This window comes from Pusillimonas sp. MFBS29 (genome assembly GCF_020687695.1).
GTDB lineage: Bacteria > Pseudomonadota > Gammaproteobacteria > Burkholderiales > Burkholderiaceae_B > Pusillimonas_C.
Window position 1 is genome coordinate 68875 of sequence record NZ_JAJEWL010000009.1, and the last position, 18586, is coordinate 87460.

At 58.9% G+C, this 18586-nt stretch carries 15 protein-coding genes; 9 read left to right on the forward strand and 6 right to left on the reverse strand.

Going from position 1 to position 18586, the window contains the following annotated elements:
* Positions 1–1527 (reverse strand): fumarate hydratase, encoded by a 1527-nt coding sequence (locus LKR43_RS13765; RefSeq protein WP_227684701.1) that lies wholly within the window; start codon positions 1525–1527, stop codon positions 1–3.
* A gap of 69 nt (positions 1528–1596) precedes the next feature.
* Entirely contained in the window at positions 1597–2364 is a 768-nt protein-coding gene (locus LKR43_RS13770) for a crotonase/enoyl-CoA hydratase family protein (RefSeq protein WP_227684703.1), read from the reverse strand.
* A gap of 200 nt (positions 2365–2564) precedes the next feature.
* Between LKR43_RS13770 and glyQ the strand changes: the two genes are divergently transcribed.
* From glyQ to gloA, 6 genes are read left to right on the forward strand one after another with little or no spacing between them, the layout of a single operon-like run.
* A complete protein-coding gene (gene glyQ / locus LKR43_RS13775; protein WP_227684705.1) occupies positions 2565–3470 on the forward strand; it encodes a glycine--tRNA ligase subunit alpha in 906 nt (301 codons plus the stop codon).
* Complete coding sequence (glyS, locus tag LKR43_RS13780) at positions 3470–5623, forward strand: glycine--tRNA ligase subunit beta (RefSeq protein ID WP_227684707.1); 2154 nt, start codon at positions 3470–3472, stop codon at positions 5621–5623. Before glyQ ends, glyS begins: the two co-directional genes overlap by 1 nt.
* Positions 5620–6162 (forward strand): D-glycero-beta-D-manno-heptose 1,7-bisphosphate 7-phosphatase, encoded by a 543-nt coding sequence (gmhB, locus tag LKR43_RS13785; protein ID WP_227684709.1) that lies wholly within the window; start codon positions 5620–5622, stop codon positions 6160–6162. Before glyS ends, gmhB begins: the two co-directional genes overlap by 4 nt.
* Positions 6163–6164: 2 nt before the next feature.
* The gene (locus LKR43_RS13790) at positions 6165–6917 is read left to right on the forward strand and encodes a lysophospholipid acyltransferase family protein (protein ID WP_370632123.1); all 753 of its coding nucleotides are present in this window, start codon (positions 6165–6167) and stop codon (positions 6915–6917) included.
* Entirely contained in the window at positions 6895–7767 is an 873-nt protein-coding gene (locus LKR43_RS13795; RefSeq protein ID WP_227684711.1) for a M48 family metallopeptidase, read from the forward strand. Before LKR43_RS13790 ends, LKR43_RS13795 begins: the two co-directional genes overlap by 23 nt.
* Positions 7768–7811: 44 nt before the next feature.
* The gene (gloA, locus tag LKR43_RS13800) at positions 7812–8207 is read left to right on the forward strand and encodes a lactoylglutathione lyase (protein WP_227684713.1); all 396 of its coding nucleotides are present in this window, start codon (positions 7812–7814) and stop codon (positions 8205–8207) included.
* Between the two features lie 6 nt (positions 8208–8213).
* Here the strand turns inward: gloA and LKR43_RS13805 are convergent, their stop codons facing one another.
* The gene (locus LKR43_RS13805) at positions 8214–10451 is read right to left on the reverse strand and encodes an acyl-CoA dehydrogenase (protein WP_227684819.1); all 2238 of its coding nucleotides are present in this window, start codon (positions 10449–10451) and stop codon (positions 8214–8216) included.
* 124 nt (positions 10452–10575) lie between these two features.
* Here LKR43_RS13805 and LKR43_RS13810 point away from each other — a divergent pair, with 124 nt between their 5' ends.
* Positions 10576–11805, forward strand: a complete 1230-nt coding sequence (locus LKR43_RS13810; protein ID WP_227684720.1) for a nucleoside recognition domain-containing protein — start codon at positions 10576–10578, stop codon at positions 11803–11805.
* Positions 11806–11848: 43 nt separating this feature from the next.
* Here LKR43_RS13810 and rsmA read toward each other — a convergent pair whose 3' ends face one another.
* Genes rsmA through LKR43_RS13825 form a run of 3 tightly spaced genes read right to left on the reverse strand, consistent with a single transcriptional unit; the run spans position 11849 to position 16509 of the window.
* Positions 11849–12634, reverse strand: coding sequence for a 16S rRNA (adenine(1518)-N(6)/adenine(1519)-N(6))-dimethyltransferase RsmA (gene rsmA, locus LKR43_RS13815; RefSeq protein WP_227684722.1), 786 nt, complete (start codon positions 12632–12634; stop codon positions 11849–11851).
* Between the two features lie 6 nt (positions 12635–12640).
* Positions 12641–14122, reverse strand: coding sequence for a peptidylprolyl isomerase (locus LKR43_RS13820; protein ID WP_227684723.1), 1482 nt, complete (start codon positions 14120–14122; stop codon positions 12641–12643).
* Positions 14122–16509: an LPS-assembly protein LptD gene (locus tag LKR43_RS13825; protein ID WP_227684725.1), complete on the reverse strand. Its 2388-nt coding sequence runs from the start codon at positions 16507–16509 to the stop codon at positions 14122–14124. The genes LKR43_RS13820 and LKR43_RS13825 overlap by 1 nt, the downstream gene beginning before the upstream one ends.
* A gap of 141 nt (positions 16510–16650) precedes the next feature.
* On the opposite strand from LKR43_RS13825, the gene LKR43_RS13830 reads away from it, so the two are divergent.
* Together LKR43_RS13830 and murU are read left to right on the forward strand one after the other, a co-directional pair.
* Positions 16651–17691, forward strand: coding sequence for an aminoglycoside phosphotransferase family protein (locus LKR43_RS13830; RefSeq protein WP_227684727.1), 1041 nt, complete (start codon positions 16651–16653; stop codon positions 17689–17691).
* A complete protein-coding gene (murU, locus tag LKR43_RS13835) occupies positions 17691–18398 on the forward strand; it encodes an N-acetylmuramate alpha-1-phosphate uridylyltransferase MurU (RefSeq protein ID WP_227684729.1) in 708 nt (235 codons plus the stop codon). The genes LKR43_RS13830 and murU overlap by 1 nt, the downstream gene beginning before the upstream one ends.
* Positions 18399–18586: the final 188 nt, after the last annotated feature.

An 18586-nucleotide genomic window follows, 5' to 3' on the forward strand; every position in this document is an offset into this window, starting at 1 on the left:
TCAGGCTACCGGAACCAGCGGAATTTCCGCAATGCGTGCCCGCCAGGCTTTGGGGCCGGTCTCGTGCACCGAGGTGCCTTGCGAATCGACGGCCACGGTCACAGGCATGTCCTTGACGTCGAACTCGTAGATGGCTTCCATACCCAGGTCCTCGAAGCCCACCACTTTGGCACCGCGTATGGCTTTGGATACCAGGTAGGCAGAGCCACCAACCGCCATCAGATAAGCCGATCCGTGCTTGCGGATTGAGTCGATGGCCGCAGGGCCGCGCTCGGCCTTGCCTATCATGGAGATCAGGCCCGTGCGGGACAACATCATGTCGGTGAACTTGTCCATACGCGTAGCCGTTGTCGGGCCTGCCGGACCGACAACCTCGGCACCCACCGGATCAACGGGACCCACATAATAGATAACGCGGTTGGTGAAATCGACGGGCAGTGGCTCACCCTTGTCGAGCATTTCCTGGATGCGCTTGTGTGCCGCGTCGCGTCCGGTCAGCATTTTGCCGGACAACAGCAGCGTCTGGCCGGGTTTCCAGCTGGCAACCTGCTCTTTGGTCAGGGTATTGAGATCGACCTGCAGCGACTTGTTGTAGTCTGGCGCCCAATGCACATCGGGCCAATCGGACAAGGACGGCGGCGTAAGTTCAGCCGGACCCGAACCATCGAGCTCAAAGTGGACGTGCCGTGTCGCCGCGCAGTTGGGGATCATGGCCACAGGCTTGGATGCCGCGTGGGTCGGGAAGGTATTGATCTTGACGTCAAGCACTGTTGTCAGGCCGCCCAGGCCCTGCGCACCTATGCCCAGGGCATTGACCTTCTGGTACAGCTCGATGCGCAATTCCTCGAGTTTGTTCTGCGGTCCGCGCTGCAGCAGCTCGTACATGTCGATGTCTTCCATGAGCGACTGCTTGGCCATGAGCATGGCTTTCTCGGCCGTACCACCGACGCCTATGCCCAGCATGCCGGGAGGGCACCAGCCAGCACCCATTTGCGGAACCGTCTTGAGCACCCAGTCGATCAGCGAGTCGCTGGGATTGAGCATGACGAACTTGGACTTGTTTTCGGAGCCGCCACCCTTTGCGGCGACCTGGACGTCGACCTTGTCACCGGGGACCAGCTCGACGTTGACAATACAGGGAGTGTTGTCACGCGTGTTCTTGCGTGCAAACAAGGGATCATTCAGCACCGACGCCCGCAGCGGATTATCGGGATTCAGGTACCCCTGACGCACGCCTTCATCGCACACTTCCTGCATGCTGCGACGCGTGTCAAAGCGCACATCGAGACCGACCTTGAGGAATACATTGACGATACCCGTATCCTGGCAAATGGGACGATGGCCCTCGGCGCACATGCGTGAGTTGGTCAGGATCTGGGCGATGGCATCCTTGGCTGCCGGACTTTCCTCGCGCTCGTAGGCGCGTGCCAGGTGCTTGATGTAATCGGCAGGATGATAAAAACTGATGAACTGTACGGCATCTGCGATTGACTGGATCAGATCGCTTTCTTTGATAATGGTAGTCATGGTGCTTGCTGGCAAATAAAAAATGGCAGGCCGCGGGCAGCCTGCGGAAACACTGTAGATGGGCTGGCCTTACTTGCCGGTCCAGACGGGTGCCCGTTTTTCGGCAAAGGCGGTCGCGCCTTCCTTGGCGTCTGCCGAGGTGAAAATATGGGCGGTACGAGGGCGCTGCAGATCGAACATATCGGCCTGGCTCCAGTCGCGTGACTGGGTCACGATACTTTTCGCTGTTTGTACAGCCAGAGGGCCGTTCGAGGCAATGATGCGTGCCATTTCGAGCGCGGCTTCGAGCGCCTGACCGGTCTCGACCAGACGATTGACCAGACCGTAGCCGTGGGCGCGCTCGGCCGAGAACATTTCGCCGGTAAGAATGGCTTCCATTGCAATATGGTAAGGAATGCGGCTGGGCAGGCGCATCATGCCACCCGCGCCGGCGACAATGCCACGCTTGACTTCAGGCAGGCCGAAACTGGCACTGCGGGCAGCAACGATCAGGTCACAAGCCAAAGCGATTTCAAAACCACCGGCCAGCGCATAACCTTCGACTGCGGCAATCATGGGCTTTCTGGGTGGTTTCTCGCACAAGCCTGCGAACCCCCGGCCGTCAACGTAGGGCCGTTGACCGTTAAGGGCAAACGCCTTGAGATCCATGCCTGAACAAAAAGTGTTGCCCGCGCCTGTGAGCACGCCCATGACGACGTCGTCGGAGGCGTCCATCTGGTCGAGTACCCGCGCCAGCTCCTGGGCGGTTTCATAGTTGATGGCATTGCGCGCCTGGGGCCGGTTCAGGGTAATTACCTGAATTCGGTCGACCACTTCCACTTTTACTAAGTCAGACATAAAGCTATTCCAGAAAAAACTGCGACACAGGACGCAGAAGATTGAACGGGATGAGCACTGCATGCCTTGCCGCCTGCAGCCATTGAACCTACATCATACGATCATTTGTATCTGTTCTTGACGCGCGACATACCGCCTTCTGTGCGGAACCAGTTAAAATTGAAAACTTTTGCGGCTTATCGCTTTACTGGCTTTCGCTCATGCTCACTTTTCAGCAAATCATTTTAACGCTACAGCAATATTGGGACAGACACGGTTGCGCCCTGCTGCAACCCTACGACATGGAAGTTGGCGCAGGTACTTCGCATACCGCAACCTTCTTGCGCTCGATAGGCCCGGAGCCCTGGCGTGCCGCCTACGTGCAGCCTTCACGGCGCCCCAAAGACGGCCGATACGGCGAAAACCCCAATCGCCTGCAGCATTATTACCAGTACCAGGTGGTGCTCAAGCCCGCACCGCCAGAAATCATCGATTTGTACATAGGCTCGCTCCAGGCGCTGGGTATCAACCCCCAGGAGCACGATATCCGGTTTGTGGAAGATGACTGGGAAAATCCCACGCTTGGCGCCTGGGGCCTGGGCTGGGAAGTATGGCTGAACGGCATGGAAGTCACCCAGTTCACCTACTTCCAGCAGGTGGGTGGCCTGGACTGCACGCCCACAACGGGCGAAATCACCTACGGCCTGGAGCGCCTGGCCATGTATTTGCAGGGCGTGGAAAGCGTCTACGACCTGGTCTGGACCGATTCTCCCAATGGCCGCGTACTTTATCGCGACGTGTTCCACCAGAACGAGGTCGAGCAATCCACCTATAACTTCGAACACGCATCCACCAGCATGCTGTTCGGACATTTCAACGACTACGAAGCCGAGGCGCAGCGCCTGATCACCGTTCCACTGGCCCTGCCGGCCTACGAGGCAACGCTCAAGGCCGCCCACACCTTCAACATGCTGGATGCACGAGGCGCGATCAGCGTCACCGAGCGCGCCGCTTACATAGGCCGCATCCGCAACCTGTCGCGCACGGTCGCACAGGCGTACTTTGACTCACGCGAAAAACTAGGATTCCCCATGCTTGCCCAGCCAATCAGCACGGAGGCCAAATAATGACGAACGCCTCTTCCGCCGTACAGAACCGGCCGCTGTTGATCGAGCTGCTGACCGAAGAGCTGCCGCCCAAGGCCTTGCAAAAGCTCGGCCTGGCATTTGCCGAAGGCCTGCACAAAATACTGGATCAGCATCACCTGCTGCCCGACGGCTGCACGGTTACCGATTTCTCCACACCACGGCGCCTGGCAGTACGCCTGAGCGCAGTGCTTGGCCAGGCACCCGACCAGAACTTTACCGAAAAACTCATGCCGGCCAAGATCGGCTTGACCGAAGCCGGTGAAATCACACCCGCCCTGGCCAAGAAACTGGCCAGCAAAAATCTTGAGCACCTGACGGCGGCCGACCTGATACGCGAGTCTGACGGCAAGCAAGACTACCTGTATGCGCAAGGTGTCAGCTGCGGCGCCCTGCTCGATCCCATCCTCCAGGAAGCGCTGGACTACGCCATCACACACCTGCCCATACCCAAGGTCATGCGCTATCAGCTCGCCGACGGCGTAAGCAGCGTGAAGTTTGTCCGGCCGGCGCACCGGCTTGTTGCGCTGTGGGGTGACCAGGTCATCAATGTGCAGGCGCTTGGCCTTACAGCCGGTCGCACGACACTGGGTCACCGCTTCATGTCACACGGTGAAATTGAACTGAACGACCCCAATAGCTACGAGCAGCGCCTGTCCGACGATGGCAAGGTCATCGCCTCGTTTACGGAACGCCGCGCACTCATCGACCAGCAATTGCAAGCACACGCCCAGGCTCTCGGAGCTACGCTGGGTACCGACCCCGAGGTCATCGCATTGCTCGATGAGGTAACCGCACTGGTCGAGCACCCGACCGTCTACGTCGGCGAGTTCGAACAACAATTCCTTGATGTACCGCCCGAGTGCCTGATTCTGACCATGCGCCTGAATCAGAAGTATTTTCCGCTGTTTGAGCCCGGCACAGGCAAGCTGACACATCGCTTTCTGATCGTCAGCAATATGCAAACCGAGGATCCCTCGCACATCATCGAAGGCAACCAGCGCGTGGTGCGCCCTCGCCTTGCAGACGCGCAGTTCTTCTTCCAGACCGACCTGAAAACACCGTTGGCCGATCGCGTGGTGGCGCTTGCCTCCAGCGTGTATCACAACAAACTGGGCACACAACTGAACCGCGTCGAGCGCGTGCGCAAGGTATCGCGCCATATTGCCGAGCAGCTGGGTGCCAATGTTGCCCTTGCCGGCCGCTCGGCCTTGCTGGCCAAGGCCGACCTGACCTCCAATATGGTCAACGAGTTCCCCGAGCTGCAAGGCATCATGGGCGCCTATTACGCCGCAGCCGATGGCGAGCCCGACGACGTCGTGCGGGCCATCAGAAGTCAATACCGCATTCGCCTCGATGCACCAGTTCAGGCGGAAACCCTGACCGCCACCATTCTTTTCATGGCCGAGCGCGTCGAGACCTTGCTGGGCATCTGGGGCATAGGCCTGGTACCCACCGGCGAACGCGACCCCTACGGCTTGCGTCGTGCCGCGCTGGGCCTGATCAGTGCATTCGAACAACTGCATGCGGGCGGCTATCTTGTCATCAGCGACACCGAAACGCTGAACCTTCACGACCTGCTTGCCCAGGCGATCGGCACCTTCGATCTGGGCGTCATTGCGCATGACACGGCCGAGCAGGTGCAGGCTTTCATCTATGAACGCTATCGCAACCAGTTAAGCCAGGACGTCGATCGCAACGTTATCGATGCCGTACTGGCCCTGAAGCCGGCCCTGCATCAGGTGCAGGCACGCAGCGCCGCCTGCGCAGCATTTGCCCGGCGCCCCGAAGCTGCCAGCCTGGCGGCAGCCAACAAGCGCATCAGCAACCTGCTCAAGAAGGCAGACGCCGAGCCTGGCAGCCTTGATTACGCCCGCCTGTCCGAGCCCGCCGAGAAGACCCTGGCCGACACGATTACCAGGCTTGCACCGCAGGCGCAGGCCCAGTTTGCCCAAGGTGACTTCAGCGCAAGCATGGCAACCATGGCACAGGCCAAAGACGCAGTCGATGCGTTTTTCAACGATGTCATGGTGATGGCCGAAGATCTCGACGTACGTGCCAACCGCCTGGCGCTCCTGAATGATTTGCACCGTGCCATGAACCAGGTGGCCGATATTTCCAGGCTGGCCCAGTGAAGCTCGCCATACTCGACCGCGACGGCGTCATCAACCAAGACAGCCCCGCCTTCGTCAAAAGCCCTGACGAATGGATCGCGCTGCCGGGCAGCGTAGATGCCATCGCCCGCCTGTCGCGGGCGGGCTGGCGCGTGGTGATCGCCAGCAACCAGTCCGGCATCGCACGCGGCCTGTTCAGCATGGACACGCTCAATGCCATACACGCAAAATTACGGCGCGAGGTCGTTCAGGCCGGCGGCATGGTCGAGGCCATCTTCATCTGTCCGCACGGGCCGGACGACGGATGCACCTGTCGCAAGCCCAGGCCCGGTATGTTCCTCGATATTGCACGCCGCTACGATCTGCCCGATCTTGCCGGCGTACCTGCCGTGGGTGACTCCTTGCGCGACCTTCAGGCCGCAGCAGAAGCCGGATGCACACCGTGGCTGGTCATGACCGGAAACGGACGCAAAACCCTGGACAAAGGCGACTTACCCGCCGGAACCCGCATCGCCGACAACCTGGCAGCCGTAGTGAATACCTGGCTGTCCGAGGAATAGATATGTTCAAACACAGCCTGGCCATTGCCCGCGCCACGCTTTATCAGCTCTTTCTGATCGTCACCGTCATCCCCTACGCATTTGCCTGCATACTGTGGTCTCCCTTGCCCCTGCACTGGCGTTACCGGCTGACGGCCGGCTGGCCACGCCTGGGGGTTTGGGGCGCCAAAGTCATACTTGGCATACGCTGGCAGATAAAAGGCGCCGGGAACCTGCCCGATGGCCCCGGCATATTGCTGTCCAAACACCAGTCAGCCTGGGAAACGCTGTTCTTTCCGGCTTATATGCCGCGCGAGCTGTGCTTCGTCTACAAAAAGGAGCTGCACTGGGTGCCATTCTTCGGTTGGGGACTGGCCTTGCTGCGCATGATACCCATAGACCGCAGCAAGGGGCGCGACGCATTCGAACAGGTCGTACGCACTGGCCAGCAGCGTATCAATGAGGGACGCTGGCCGATTTTGTTTCCCGAAGGAACACGCATCGCGCCCGGCAAAGCTGGTCGCTACAAGTTGGGCGGAGCCCTGCTGGCAACACGCACCAATACGCCCATTATTCCGGTCGCACACAATGCAGGCGAGTGCTGGCCCCGCAATGCCTTCATCAAAAAGCCCGGACTCGTTACCGTATCCATAGGGCCACCCATAGATCCTGCAGGCCTGACAGCCGAAGCGGTCAATCAGAAGGTTCGTGACTGGATCGAATCTGAAATGCGCATACTGAATCCTGAACGATATGGGCCTGATCAAGCAACTTGAGCTGTTTTTCTCTGATCCGCCCGAGACACAGCCGGTTCCGCCACCGGCCCCGGCTGCCCGCCCCTTATCGATAGTGCCAATAAGCTGCCCGCCGTCCTTACCCGCGGGTTGCCGCTGGCGGGAAGTGCAGGCCCCGGAACAGAAAATCGGTTATGTGCTGCAACGGTCAAGACGCAAAAGCATAGGGCTGACCATCAATGACGACGGCCTGCAAGTCAGAGCCCCAAACTGGATCACCTTAAGCCAGATCGACGCCGCCGTCATCGAAAAATCAGCATGGGTATTGGAAAAACTGCGCCTTAGCCAGGCCCGCCAGCAGCAGCTGGAAACGGCGGAAGCCCAATGGCATCACGGCGGACGCATTCCCTATATGGGCAAGCGCATTGTGCTGACACTGGACAACACGCGCAGGGCTGCAGGATTTGCCGGAGTTCGCTTTACCCCCCGGGACAACGACGCACTCTTTCTGCCACTGCCTCTTGATGCAGACCGGAACCGCATACGTGACAGCGCCCACGTATGGCTGCAGCAGCAGGCCCAGGCCTGGTTCGACGAGCGCCTGCGGCATTTTCTGGCAGTCAGCAATCTGACCATGCGACGATGGCGACTGTCATCGGCCGCAACGCGCTGGGGTTCCTGCAGCAGTGACGGGAACATTATGCTTAACTGGCGCCTGATACACTTTCAGCCTGACATCATCGACTATGTGATTGCGCACGAAATCGCGCATCTGCGGGAGCTGAACCACAGCAAGGATTTCTGGCGTGAAGTCGAACGTATACTCCCAGGCTTTGAGCAGGCACGCGATGCCCTCAGACAACACAACCCTGGTTCCCTGCCCCTGATTTAAGGCGAACCAGGCATTTCACCAACCCAACCATCAAGGAGATTTTGATGCGTTTACTGCATACCATGCTACGCGTGGGCGATCTGGATCGCTCGCTTGCCTTTTATACCGACGTACTCGGCATGAAGCTGTTACGGCGCAAAGACTATCCCGACGGCAAATTTACGCTGGCGTTTGTGGGCTACCAGGAAGAAAGCGAAGGCGCCGTTATTGAGCTCACGCACAACTGGGATACCTCGTCTTATGACCTGGGCAACGGCTACGGTCATATTGCACTCGAGGTTGAAAATGCCTACGACGCCTGTGCCCGCATCAAGGAAAAAGGCGGCAACGTGGTGCGCGAAGCCGGCCCCATGAAACATGGCCAGACCGTTATTGCCTTTGTAGAGGATCCCGATGGCTACAAAATCGAGCTGATCCAGAAAAAAGATCGTAACGACTAAGAACAGCTAGCTGCGCGACAGGTCTTCCGGGGCGAAATCATCGACTTCGATGACCTGTTCCAGCGCCTGCTCGGCAGCCTGCAGCCTTGCCGCCTGCCCGTCAGTGATCGCACCCTTCTCGTGGGCCAGGCGCCAGTCTTTCAGACCCGCATGCCTGATGCGATCAAGCAGTGGCTGAACCTCGTTGATCAGTTCAAAGGCACGCTCCAGCAGTTCGACGCTAGGGCTGTCGTGACCCTCCCAGACTTCACCCACCAGGCGCGAGCGAGCATCGCAGGGTTCAAGCAGAATGTTTGCGCAGGCCGCAATCACCTTGTCGGAGGGTGGTGGCGATCGAAAACCCACTGGCAGCAACATAGCCCGCAAGGTCCAGGCCATGGCGCGGGACGGAAAGTTGAGCAGGACGTCGTCCAGCCGCTTTTCTATGGTGGCAAAACTTTGCAAGGAGCACAGTCGCACCAGCGGCAGATCTGCATCGTGCTTGCCTTCATCGAGCCAGCGCTTCAGCACCGCCGATACCAGAAACAGTTCGGCCAGAATATCGCCCAGACGCGCCGACAGCATTTCCTTGCGTTTGAGCGAACCACCCAGGGTAAGCAGCGTGACTTCGGAAATCAGGGCAAACGCCGCCGCATAACGGTTCAGACTTCTGAAATACGGCGCAACGGCTCCGGCTGCCTTGGGTGCACGCGTAAACACGCCTGCCGTCCAGGCAGTACCCACGGCTCGCAACGCGTTCTTGGCGCTATGCGCCAGATGCCTCCAGATGACGGCATCAAAGGCGTCTTCTCCGGCAGTCTGGTCGCTATTGCTTATGGCCACGATTTCGTCCATAAGATAGGGATGAGCCCGTATGGCGCCCTGCCCGAACACTATAAGGCTGCGGGTAAGTATATTGGCGCCTTCGACAGTAATCGCAACCGGCACGGCACGGTACAGATTGCCCAGGTAGTTGGATGGTCCGTCGATCACTGCCTTGCCTGCATGGATGTCCATGGCATCGTTCACCGATACCCGCATGCGTTCCGTTGCATGCAGCTTCATGATGGCAGACACGACTGAAGGCTTGTAGCCCTGATCTATGCCCGCACAAGTAAAGCGACGCGCGGCTTCAACGAGATAGGCGTTGGCGGCCAGGTGCCCAAGTCTTTCCTGGACACCTTCGAACTTGCCCACCGGTATGCCGAACTGGGTGCGTACACGCGCATACGCACCGGCAGTATGGGCTGAAAAAGTACATGCCGCTGCCGACAGCGACGGCAGGGAAATGCCCCGTCCGGCAGCCAGGGCGCTCATGAGCATCTGCCAGCCCTGGCCGGCCTGCTCGACACCACCGATCAGGGCATCAAGCGGAACGAAAACATCATGCCCTTCGGTCGGGCCGTTCTGGAATGCCTGCATGGCAGGCAAATGGCGGCGTCCGGTGACCACCCCAGGCAAGTTCACCGGGATCAGAGCGACCGAAATACCCGGCTCTTTGTTCTCGCCAATAAGGCCATCGGGGTCGGACAGCTTGAAAGCCAGACCCAGCACGGTGGCAACGGGACTGAGAGTAATGTAGCGCTTGCGCCAGTTGAGCAATATGCCCAGTGTTTCGACACCGTCGATTTCACGCCGGCAAACCACACCCGTGTCGGTCATGGAAGCAGCATCGGAACCTGCCTCGGGACTGGTCAGGCCAAAGCAGGGAATTTCTTCGCCGCGCGCCAGCCTCGGCAACCAGTACTCGCGTTGTTCTTGCGTGCCGAACTGCATAAGCAGTTCGCCCGGGCCCAGCGAATTAGGTACCATGACCGTGACGCTTGCCGTCACGGAGCGCACGGAAATCTGACGCACGACCTCGGAGTGGGCATAAGCGGAAAAACCCAGACCGCCATATTCTTTGGGAATGATCATGCCAAAGAAACCCTGCTGACGCAGGAAATCCCAGGCCTGCGCGGGAAGATCGGCATCTTTCCAGTTGATGTTCCAATCGTTCAGCATCTTGCACAACTGCGCCACCGGACCGTCGATAAAGGCCTGTTCTTCGGTGGTGAGTGCCACAGGAGGAACATCGAGCAGCATGCGCCAGTCGGGCCTGCCGGAAAAAAGCTGGGCGTCCCACCAGACATCACCTGCTTCGATGGCTTGCTGTTCGGTAGGAGACAAACTCGGCATGGCATCGCGGGCCATGCGGTATAAAGGCTCGGTAAGCCACTGACGACGCCAGGCTCTCCAGTTCATGATGCTTCCTTTTACAACGATGTGCAGTCACGGACATTATCCCCCGAAATACCAAGGGGCGTACAGGACCTCGATCAAACCTGCGCCCCCGAAGGCAGAAGTCTGCGACAATTCCGTACCGCCACAAAATTCATAGCGACGCTCTATGCTCAACACGCTCTGGCTTGCTTTTTTCGTCGTAGCTTCGCTGTCGGGGCTGTACCAATGGATCTTTCTTCACGATCCCGAGGTTTTCTCGCGCATTGTGCTCAGCCTGTTCGACATGGCCGAGCTGTCGGTCGAGTTGATGATCCTGCTGTTCGGCACCCTGACACTATGGCTGGGATTCCTGCGTATCGCCGAGGCCGCCGGCCTGGTCGACATGCTCGGGCGCTGGCTGAGCCCCCTGTTCAGCCGGCTGATGCCGGAAGTGCCACCAGGCCACCCGGCCCTGGGCCTGATCACCCTGAACTTCGCCGCAAACGGACTGGGGCTGGACAACGCTGCAACACCAATAGGTTTGCGCGCGATGAAGGAGCTGCAGACCCTGAATCCCAGGCCCGACACGGCAAGCAACGCGCAAATTCTGTTTCTGGTGCTGAACGCGTCGTCGTTGACCTTGCTGCCGGTCACCATTTTCATGTACCGCGCACAGCAAGGCGCTCCCGACCCCACCATGGTATTTTTGCCTATACTGCTGGCCACCTCGGCATCTACCGTGGCCGGCCTGTTGTCGGTGGCGTTCATGCAAAGGCTGAAGCTGTACGATCCGGTCGTACTGATGTGGCTGGGCGGCCTGGTGCTCATCCTGGGCACCTTCATGGCTGTGCTGGCAACCTTAAGCAGTGCCGCCATCGCCGCAACCTCATCGTTACTGGGGAATCTGACGCTGTTCGGCATCATCATGATCTTCCTGCTGGCCGGAGCCCGCAAGAAGATCGCCGTCTATGAGTGCTTTGTGGAAGGCGCGAAAGACGGATTCGAAGTTTCCAGGAATCTGCTGCCCTATCTGGTCGCCATGCTCTGCGCAATAGGAGTGCTGCGCGCATCGGGTGCTCTGGATGTCGCACTCGATGGCATACGTTGGGCGGTGCAGGCCTTTGGCCTGGACGGTCGCTTTGTCGACGCCTTGCCAACGGCACTGGTCAAGCCATTTTCAGGCAGTGCCGCACGCGCCATGCTGATAGAAACCATGCAGCACTTCGGGCCCGACAGCTTCCCCGCCCTTGTTGCGGCCACCATACAAGGCAGCACTGAAACCACGTTCTACGTGCTGGCCGTGTATTTCGGTGCAGTCAGCATCCAGCGAGCCCGCCACGCCGTAGGCTGCGCCCTGATCGCCGATCTGGCAGGCATCACCGCCGCCATCGCAGCGTGCTACTGGTTCTTTGGGTAACCTTGCTTAAGAAACCAAAAGGGCAGCAATAAAAAACAGACGGCTACCCCGCCAACACACCCTTATCCAGCAAGTGATCAGTCAGCAGAATGAACTGCTCCACCGATAACTCTTCGGCCCGCGCCGTGGCAGGAATGCCGAGCGCATCCCAGTCTATCGAAGGCGTCCAGTCTGCCAGACCCCGCCGCAGCATCTTGCGCCGCTGCGCAAAAGCACGCGCCACGACCTGCTCGAAAGCCTTGGCACTCGCGGGCTTGTGACGCGTCTCGGGCAAAGGCACCATGCGCACAACTGCTGACACCACACGGGGCGGCGGATCGAACGACTCAGGATCCACATCGAACAGCTTGACCATGCGGTAGCGCGACTGCAACATCACCGACAAACGGCCATAATCGGCCGACGACGGCTGCGCCACCATGCGGTCAATCACTTCACGCTGCAGCATGAAATGCTGATCGCGCACCTGTTCCGCGCTGCTCATCAGATGGAACAACAACGGACTGGAAATGTTGTATGGCAAATTGCCAACGATCCGCAAGCCGTTGCCCAAGGCAGAAAAATCAACTGTCAGGGCGTCTTGCTCAATAACCGTCAGGCGCTTGGGAGAGTGGCTGCTGCGCAGGCGTGCAGCCAGGTCCCGGTCGATTTCCACGACCGTCAGGTGATCCAGTGCGTTCAGCAAAGGTCCCGTCAGGGCGGACAGCCCCGGGCCTATTTCTATCATCTTGTCATCGCGCCGGGGATCTATGCCCCGCACGATGGCGTCAATGACACCTTCGTCGGTAAGAAAATGCTGGCCGAAGCGTTTGCGAGCCTGATGTGCCATAAATAATTAACGACGTCCGCGATTCGAGGCCGGGTCAAGGCGGTTATCGATATATGCCTGTCCGCGCAGCTGGCTGAGCCAGTCTTCGAATGCTGGCTCTACACGACGCTGGAACAACAGCTGGCGTGCCTTCATGCGGCGGAATTCATTTTCCATGTCTTTGGTGCGACGTTCTTCAACCTGAATCAGGTGCCAGCCAAACTGCGACTGTATGGGCTCGCTGATCTGGCCTGGCTCCAGTGCGTCCATGGCCCGCTCGAACGCTGGTACGGTCTCGCCCGGCGTCAGCCAGCCAAGATCGCCGCCCTGCGGTGCCGACGCGTCCTCGGAGTAACGTCGAGCCAGGGATTCGAAGCTCTCGCCGTTGATCAGGCGCTGGCGCAACTGTGCCAGACGGGTTCGGGCTGCCTCGTCGGACATGACCTGAGTGGTCTTGATAAGGATATGACGGGCGTGTGTCTGGGTCACCATCATGGGGCCTTCCGGTATGGCCGGTTGCTGCTGTGCCATGGCAGGCGGCGGTCCGGACGGTGAAGGCGGCGCACTGCCGCGCTGCGGCTGGCCTCGTGTGAGAACTTTCAGGATATGAAAGCCGTTGCCGCTCTGGACGATCTCGCTGATCTGGCCTGCCTGCAGATTCCGGGTAGCCTGAATGAACAGATCCGGCCAGCCATCCAGAGGACGGACGCCAAGTTCACCGCCGCGCAGCGCTTGCGGCCCATCGGACGATGCCGCAGCCACGCCGCCGAAATCGGCTCCGCCCCGCACCTGTGCCAGCAAGCCCTCGGCCTTTTTACGCAGCTCCTGCACTTCGGCCGTTCGGGCCCCTTCCGGCACCACGACGAGAATCTGTGCCAGCCCCAGAATCTGCGGCCCGGTCGGCACCGGCGCGGCTTGGGGCGTGGGCTGTGCCGCGCTTTGCTGAGGCGTTGGCGCCGCAGACTGCCCCTGGCTCTTGAGGAAAGCATCGATCTCGGCGTCGGAAATGACAATGGTTCTGTCTACGGTGCGCTGCCGCAGCAAGTCGGTGCGGACCTCCTGGCGCAAATTGCTCAGGTAGCCATCCCATGTTTCACCCGTCTTTTCGATTTCTTTACGCAACTGCTCGGTCGTCATGCGGTTACGCTGGGCAACGGTTTGCGCCGCTTGCATCACCTGTGCGTCGGTCACATTGATACCCAAGCGTTCTGCTTCCTGCCGTTCGAGCTCTTCCATGATCAGGCGTTGCAATACCTGCTTCTGCAGCACGGAAAACTCAGGTACGGGGATCTTCTGGGCTTGCATCTGCTTTTGCACTTGGGCGGCGCGGCTGTTGACCTGCTGCAGCGTAATGACCTGCCGATTGACCACGGCAGCAATCCCATCGACAAACTGTGGCGATGCCGGCTGCCTGGCCTTCTCAGCCGCCGTGCCTGTTGCCGACAACAGTGCACCCATAATGCACATCAACATGCCAGCTATCCAGCGATTAGCGTAAAAACTACGCATTACTCATACCTCTCGAAGGTGGTTGTATCCGGTATTGAAGGCGTCACCGACTCATATCCTATGATGCGGTCACGCAATAAACGCATAGGGTCAGTGCCCAGCGATCCCAGCCCGGAAAGCTCGAGCTGGAAGAACACGGCACTGTTGGCATCTTCTTTTGATACGGCATAGCGCTGGACCACGACACGCGCTGTCCAGCAGCAATCGCCTTTATACTCCAGACCCAGTATTGACTGGGTACCGCGTTTTTCCTGCAAAGAATAATCGTAGCGACCCATGGCGTAAAGCTTGTTGGTCAAGGGCCACTGCGCAGACACGCTGACTTGCTCACGCGTCCGGTCTTCGTAGTTGGGATTATCACCGTAAGCGGGCAAAAGCATGTTCTGGTCGCGCTCGTAGCGATAAGAGGCCGACAACGTGGTCAGGCGCTTGGGTGTCCAGCGGAAGCCGGCCGACATGCGGTTGCGGTCATTTGATTCGGGATTGAATTGCGCATCAAAGCGTACGTTCAACGTGTCGGTCAAGGCAGCATTCATACCCACCAGGTAGTCTGACTTGGTATCGGTACGCAAGCCGCGCCCACCCGGCAGCGCAACTTTCTGGTCATCAAAATACAAGCGTTGTGCGGCTGACAGCGACAGACGCTCGAAACCTGTTTCCTCGTCCAGCCAGCGGGTGGTCAGACCCAGCGTGACCTGGTTTGCATTGGCGATACGGTCCCAGCCTCCGGTAAACAGATTCTCGTTGAACGCCTGGGAAAAGTTGAATGTGGCAATGTCGGTATCGAAGACAGGAATTTGCGATTGGTCCCGATACGGCACATACAAGTAGTAAACCCGGGGCTCAAGCGTCTGGATGGATTTGTTGCCGAACAGTGTGGTGTTGCGCTCGAAAGTCATGCCCGAATCGAGTGACAGCACGGGAACGGCTCGCGATTGTGTCCCGGGGTAGGCGTTATAGACCCCACGCCCAGGCTCATCGGCGTACCACTCGGTGTTGTACTGGCTCAGGTGCATGCCGAACTTGGGCGTTACATACCAACCGGCACGCACGACGGGAAATGCAATGGTCGAATAAGACGAAAAACGTGTTCCGTCCGGTGCAATCCTGCGGTCCCGATAGGCATCGAACTCTTGAAGCGAGCCCGAATAGAACGGCATGCGGAAACGGGTTACGTAATTGTCAGACTTGACGTCAAAGCCGTTCCAGTTGTACCTGGCTGCGCCCACGTAGAGCTCAGGCAGCTTGTCGTATTGGGGCGCCACATAGCCGGTCGTTGCATCCTGCAAGGTCTGGTATTTGTATGCTGCCAGCGATGCTCTGAAATACTTGTACCCGGACCAGTCCAGCCCCGCCCGGCTGGTCAGATAATTATTGGTCGATTCGTTCAGCCCGAATGTAGAGAAATCACGGAAGTAGTCGTCATCGGAGACCCGGCGGATATCGTAGGACGCGCTCAAGCCGCCCCCCAGCGCATGCGCATGGCGCGCCATGAACAACCAGCGACGCTCGCCGGTGTCCTTGTCATCGTGCAGATAAGTGCCTTCCAGCGCGCCGCTGTAGCGTTCACCCATATAGCGGAATTCTCCGCCCAACTGCAGTCCACGCTTGCTCAGATAGCGCGGCGTCAGGGTGGCATCGTAATTAGGTGCGATATTGAAGTAATACGGCGCCGATAACTCGAGCCCGCTGTTGCTGGACATGCCGTAAGTCGGAATCAAAAACCCTGACTTACGCTCTTTTTTCAGGGGAAAGCTCAGCCAGGGCGAATACAGGATGGGGACGTCTTTGAAGTACAGCACACCATGGCGCGCAATACCTTCATTCTCGTCAAAATCCATGTCGACCCGAGGCGATTTGATATACCAGGCAGGCTCGGGGCAGGGACAGCCCGAATAATTCACATCAGAGAGCCGCATGGTACTTTTGCTGAAGATCTGCGCCCTGCTGGCCGTACCGGAACCACCCGACGCCCCCAGCCAGAAGTTGGGATCGTTTATTTCACCGGTTTCTTTATTCAGGTTGTAATTGAGTTCAGGGCCCGTCACAATGCTGGCATCACGCATGATCAGGCCGTTACCGCGCACCTGAACCTGACCGCTGGAACGCTCGTACTCGATACGGTCACCCTTCACAACCGAATCTATGCGTCTGACCTCTGCCGAGCCGCTCAAGATGACCTTGCCGTTCTCATCGGTTTCCATTTTGTCGGCAACCAGAAAAGAAGACATGTCTTCATCGGCTATATTTCGATGAATGCGCAGATTGGGCGCCACCGTCAGCTGGCCCGGGGCGATGCGGACACCGTCCTGCGGCGCAGACGTCTGGGCCTGCGCCGTCGAGACGCCGCTGAAAGCGATAATAAATGCCCACCAAAGCAAACGCACGAGGGTAGTGACTCCTGAAAACAAACCATATTTTGGCATAGTTGCCAAACCGCAACGATAAGCGAGCCGGTATTATAGAGAAGCCGGCGCCCGCATGGCGCATCGACGCCCTATGACTGACCCAACCTTCAACTGCAAACCATGGAACCAACCTTGAATAATCGCACCGACCACCGTCTTGCCGCACTGAGCCTGTGGCTGCACGATATCGCTGGTGCACGCGGCCTGGATGTCGCCACGCTGCAGCCGGCATCCAGTGATGCCAGCTTTCGCCGCTATTTTCGCCTGCAGGCCGGATCCGGCACAGCGATAGTCATGGACGCACCACCGCAACAAGAAGACTGCCGTCCATTCTTGCATGTAACCGGGCTGCTGGCTCAGACCGGCGTCAAGGTGCCTAAAGTGCTGGCACAAAACCTGGATGAAGGCTTCCTGCTGCTGTCAGACCTCGGCGACCAGACGTATTATCAGGCAATACAGGCCGGCCTCGACGACACCCAGTTGCAAACTTTGTATCGCAATGCCCTCAAGGCCCTGGTCCAAATGCAGCATACGCCCGTATCGGGACTGCCCGCCTACGACATCGAGCGGCTGTCACAAGAGCTTACCGTTTTTCCGGAATGGTATGCCCAGCGCCATTGCCAGGCAAGCTTGAACGATACCGAACTGCAAGCATTGCACGGCATCTTCGAGCTGCTCGTCACCGAGAACGTCCGGCAACCCAATGTGTTCGTACATCGCGACTTCCACTCGCCCAACCTTATGGTCAGCCACGACGGCCTGCCTGGCGTCATCGATTACCAGGATGCACTGGCCGGCCCGATTACCTATGACATTGCCTCGCTCGTCATGGACGCACGCACTACCTGGGAAGAACCACAGCAACTGGACTGGGCGATACGCTACTGGGAAGCAGCCCGGGCGGCAGGCTTGCCGGTGGCATCCGATTTCGCCGATTTCCACCAGGCGTACGAATACATGAGCCTGCAGCGTAACCTGCGCATACTGGGTGTCTTCGCCCGGCTCTCACACCGGGACGGCAAGCATCACTACCTGGATCACATCCCGCGCGTGAATGCCTATGCAAGGCAAGTAGCAAGCCGCTACAACGCATTCCGCCCGCTCCTGCGCCTGCTGGACAAACTCGAGAACCGCCAGATCAGCGTTGGGTACACCTTCTGATGCGAGCCATGATTCTTGCAGCGGGCCGCGGCGAGCGCATGCGGCCCCTGACCGATCACACTCCGAAGCCGCTGCTGAAAGTCAACGGCAAGCCGCTCATCGTCTGGCACATAGAGCGCCTGGCCAGGGCGGGCATCACCGAGCTGATTATCAATCACGCCTGGCTGGGCGAGCAGATAGAGCAGGCACTGGATGACGGGCGCCAGCTGGGTGCACGCATCGTGTATTCACCGGAGCCTCTGCCCCTGGAAACGGCTGGCGGCATTGCACAAGCACTGCCTTTTTTTGACGACGCCCCCTTTTTAGTCGTCAATGGTGACGTCTGGTGCGATTGGGATCCCGCCCGGGCCATCGACATCGCCGCTGACCTGAAGCGGCAGGCCAGGCAGGCATGGCTGCTTATGGTCGATAACCCCGCCCATCATCCGGCGGGTGATTTTCAATTATGCGCCAACGGCCTGCTCATGCATCCGGGCACCAACACGGAAGGCACCGCACTGACCTTTGCCGGCATCGGTATCTATCTGCCCACTTTGTTCAAAGACTTGCCACCCGGGCAGCCCGCAGCGCTGGCGCCCTTGTTGCGCCAGGCCATGCTGCGACAACAGGTAATAGGCAGCCATCACCCGGGAGCATGGGTCGATGTGGGTACGCCCGAACGCCTGGCCGAGCTTGACCAACGGCTTTCGCGCGGGTCAATTCAATAACAGGCGGGTATGCCTGCAGCGTGCAGGCATGCTACGCTTTTGCCTGTGAGACACGGCACGCTATTATTACAAAACCCTTCAAAGCGAAACCAAACCCCGCCGGGATTGTCGGACCCAGTGCTTACAGACTATTCTTTAACGTTTTTTCGCGGCCAGATTCACCAGCACGCCGCACTGCAATACAGGAA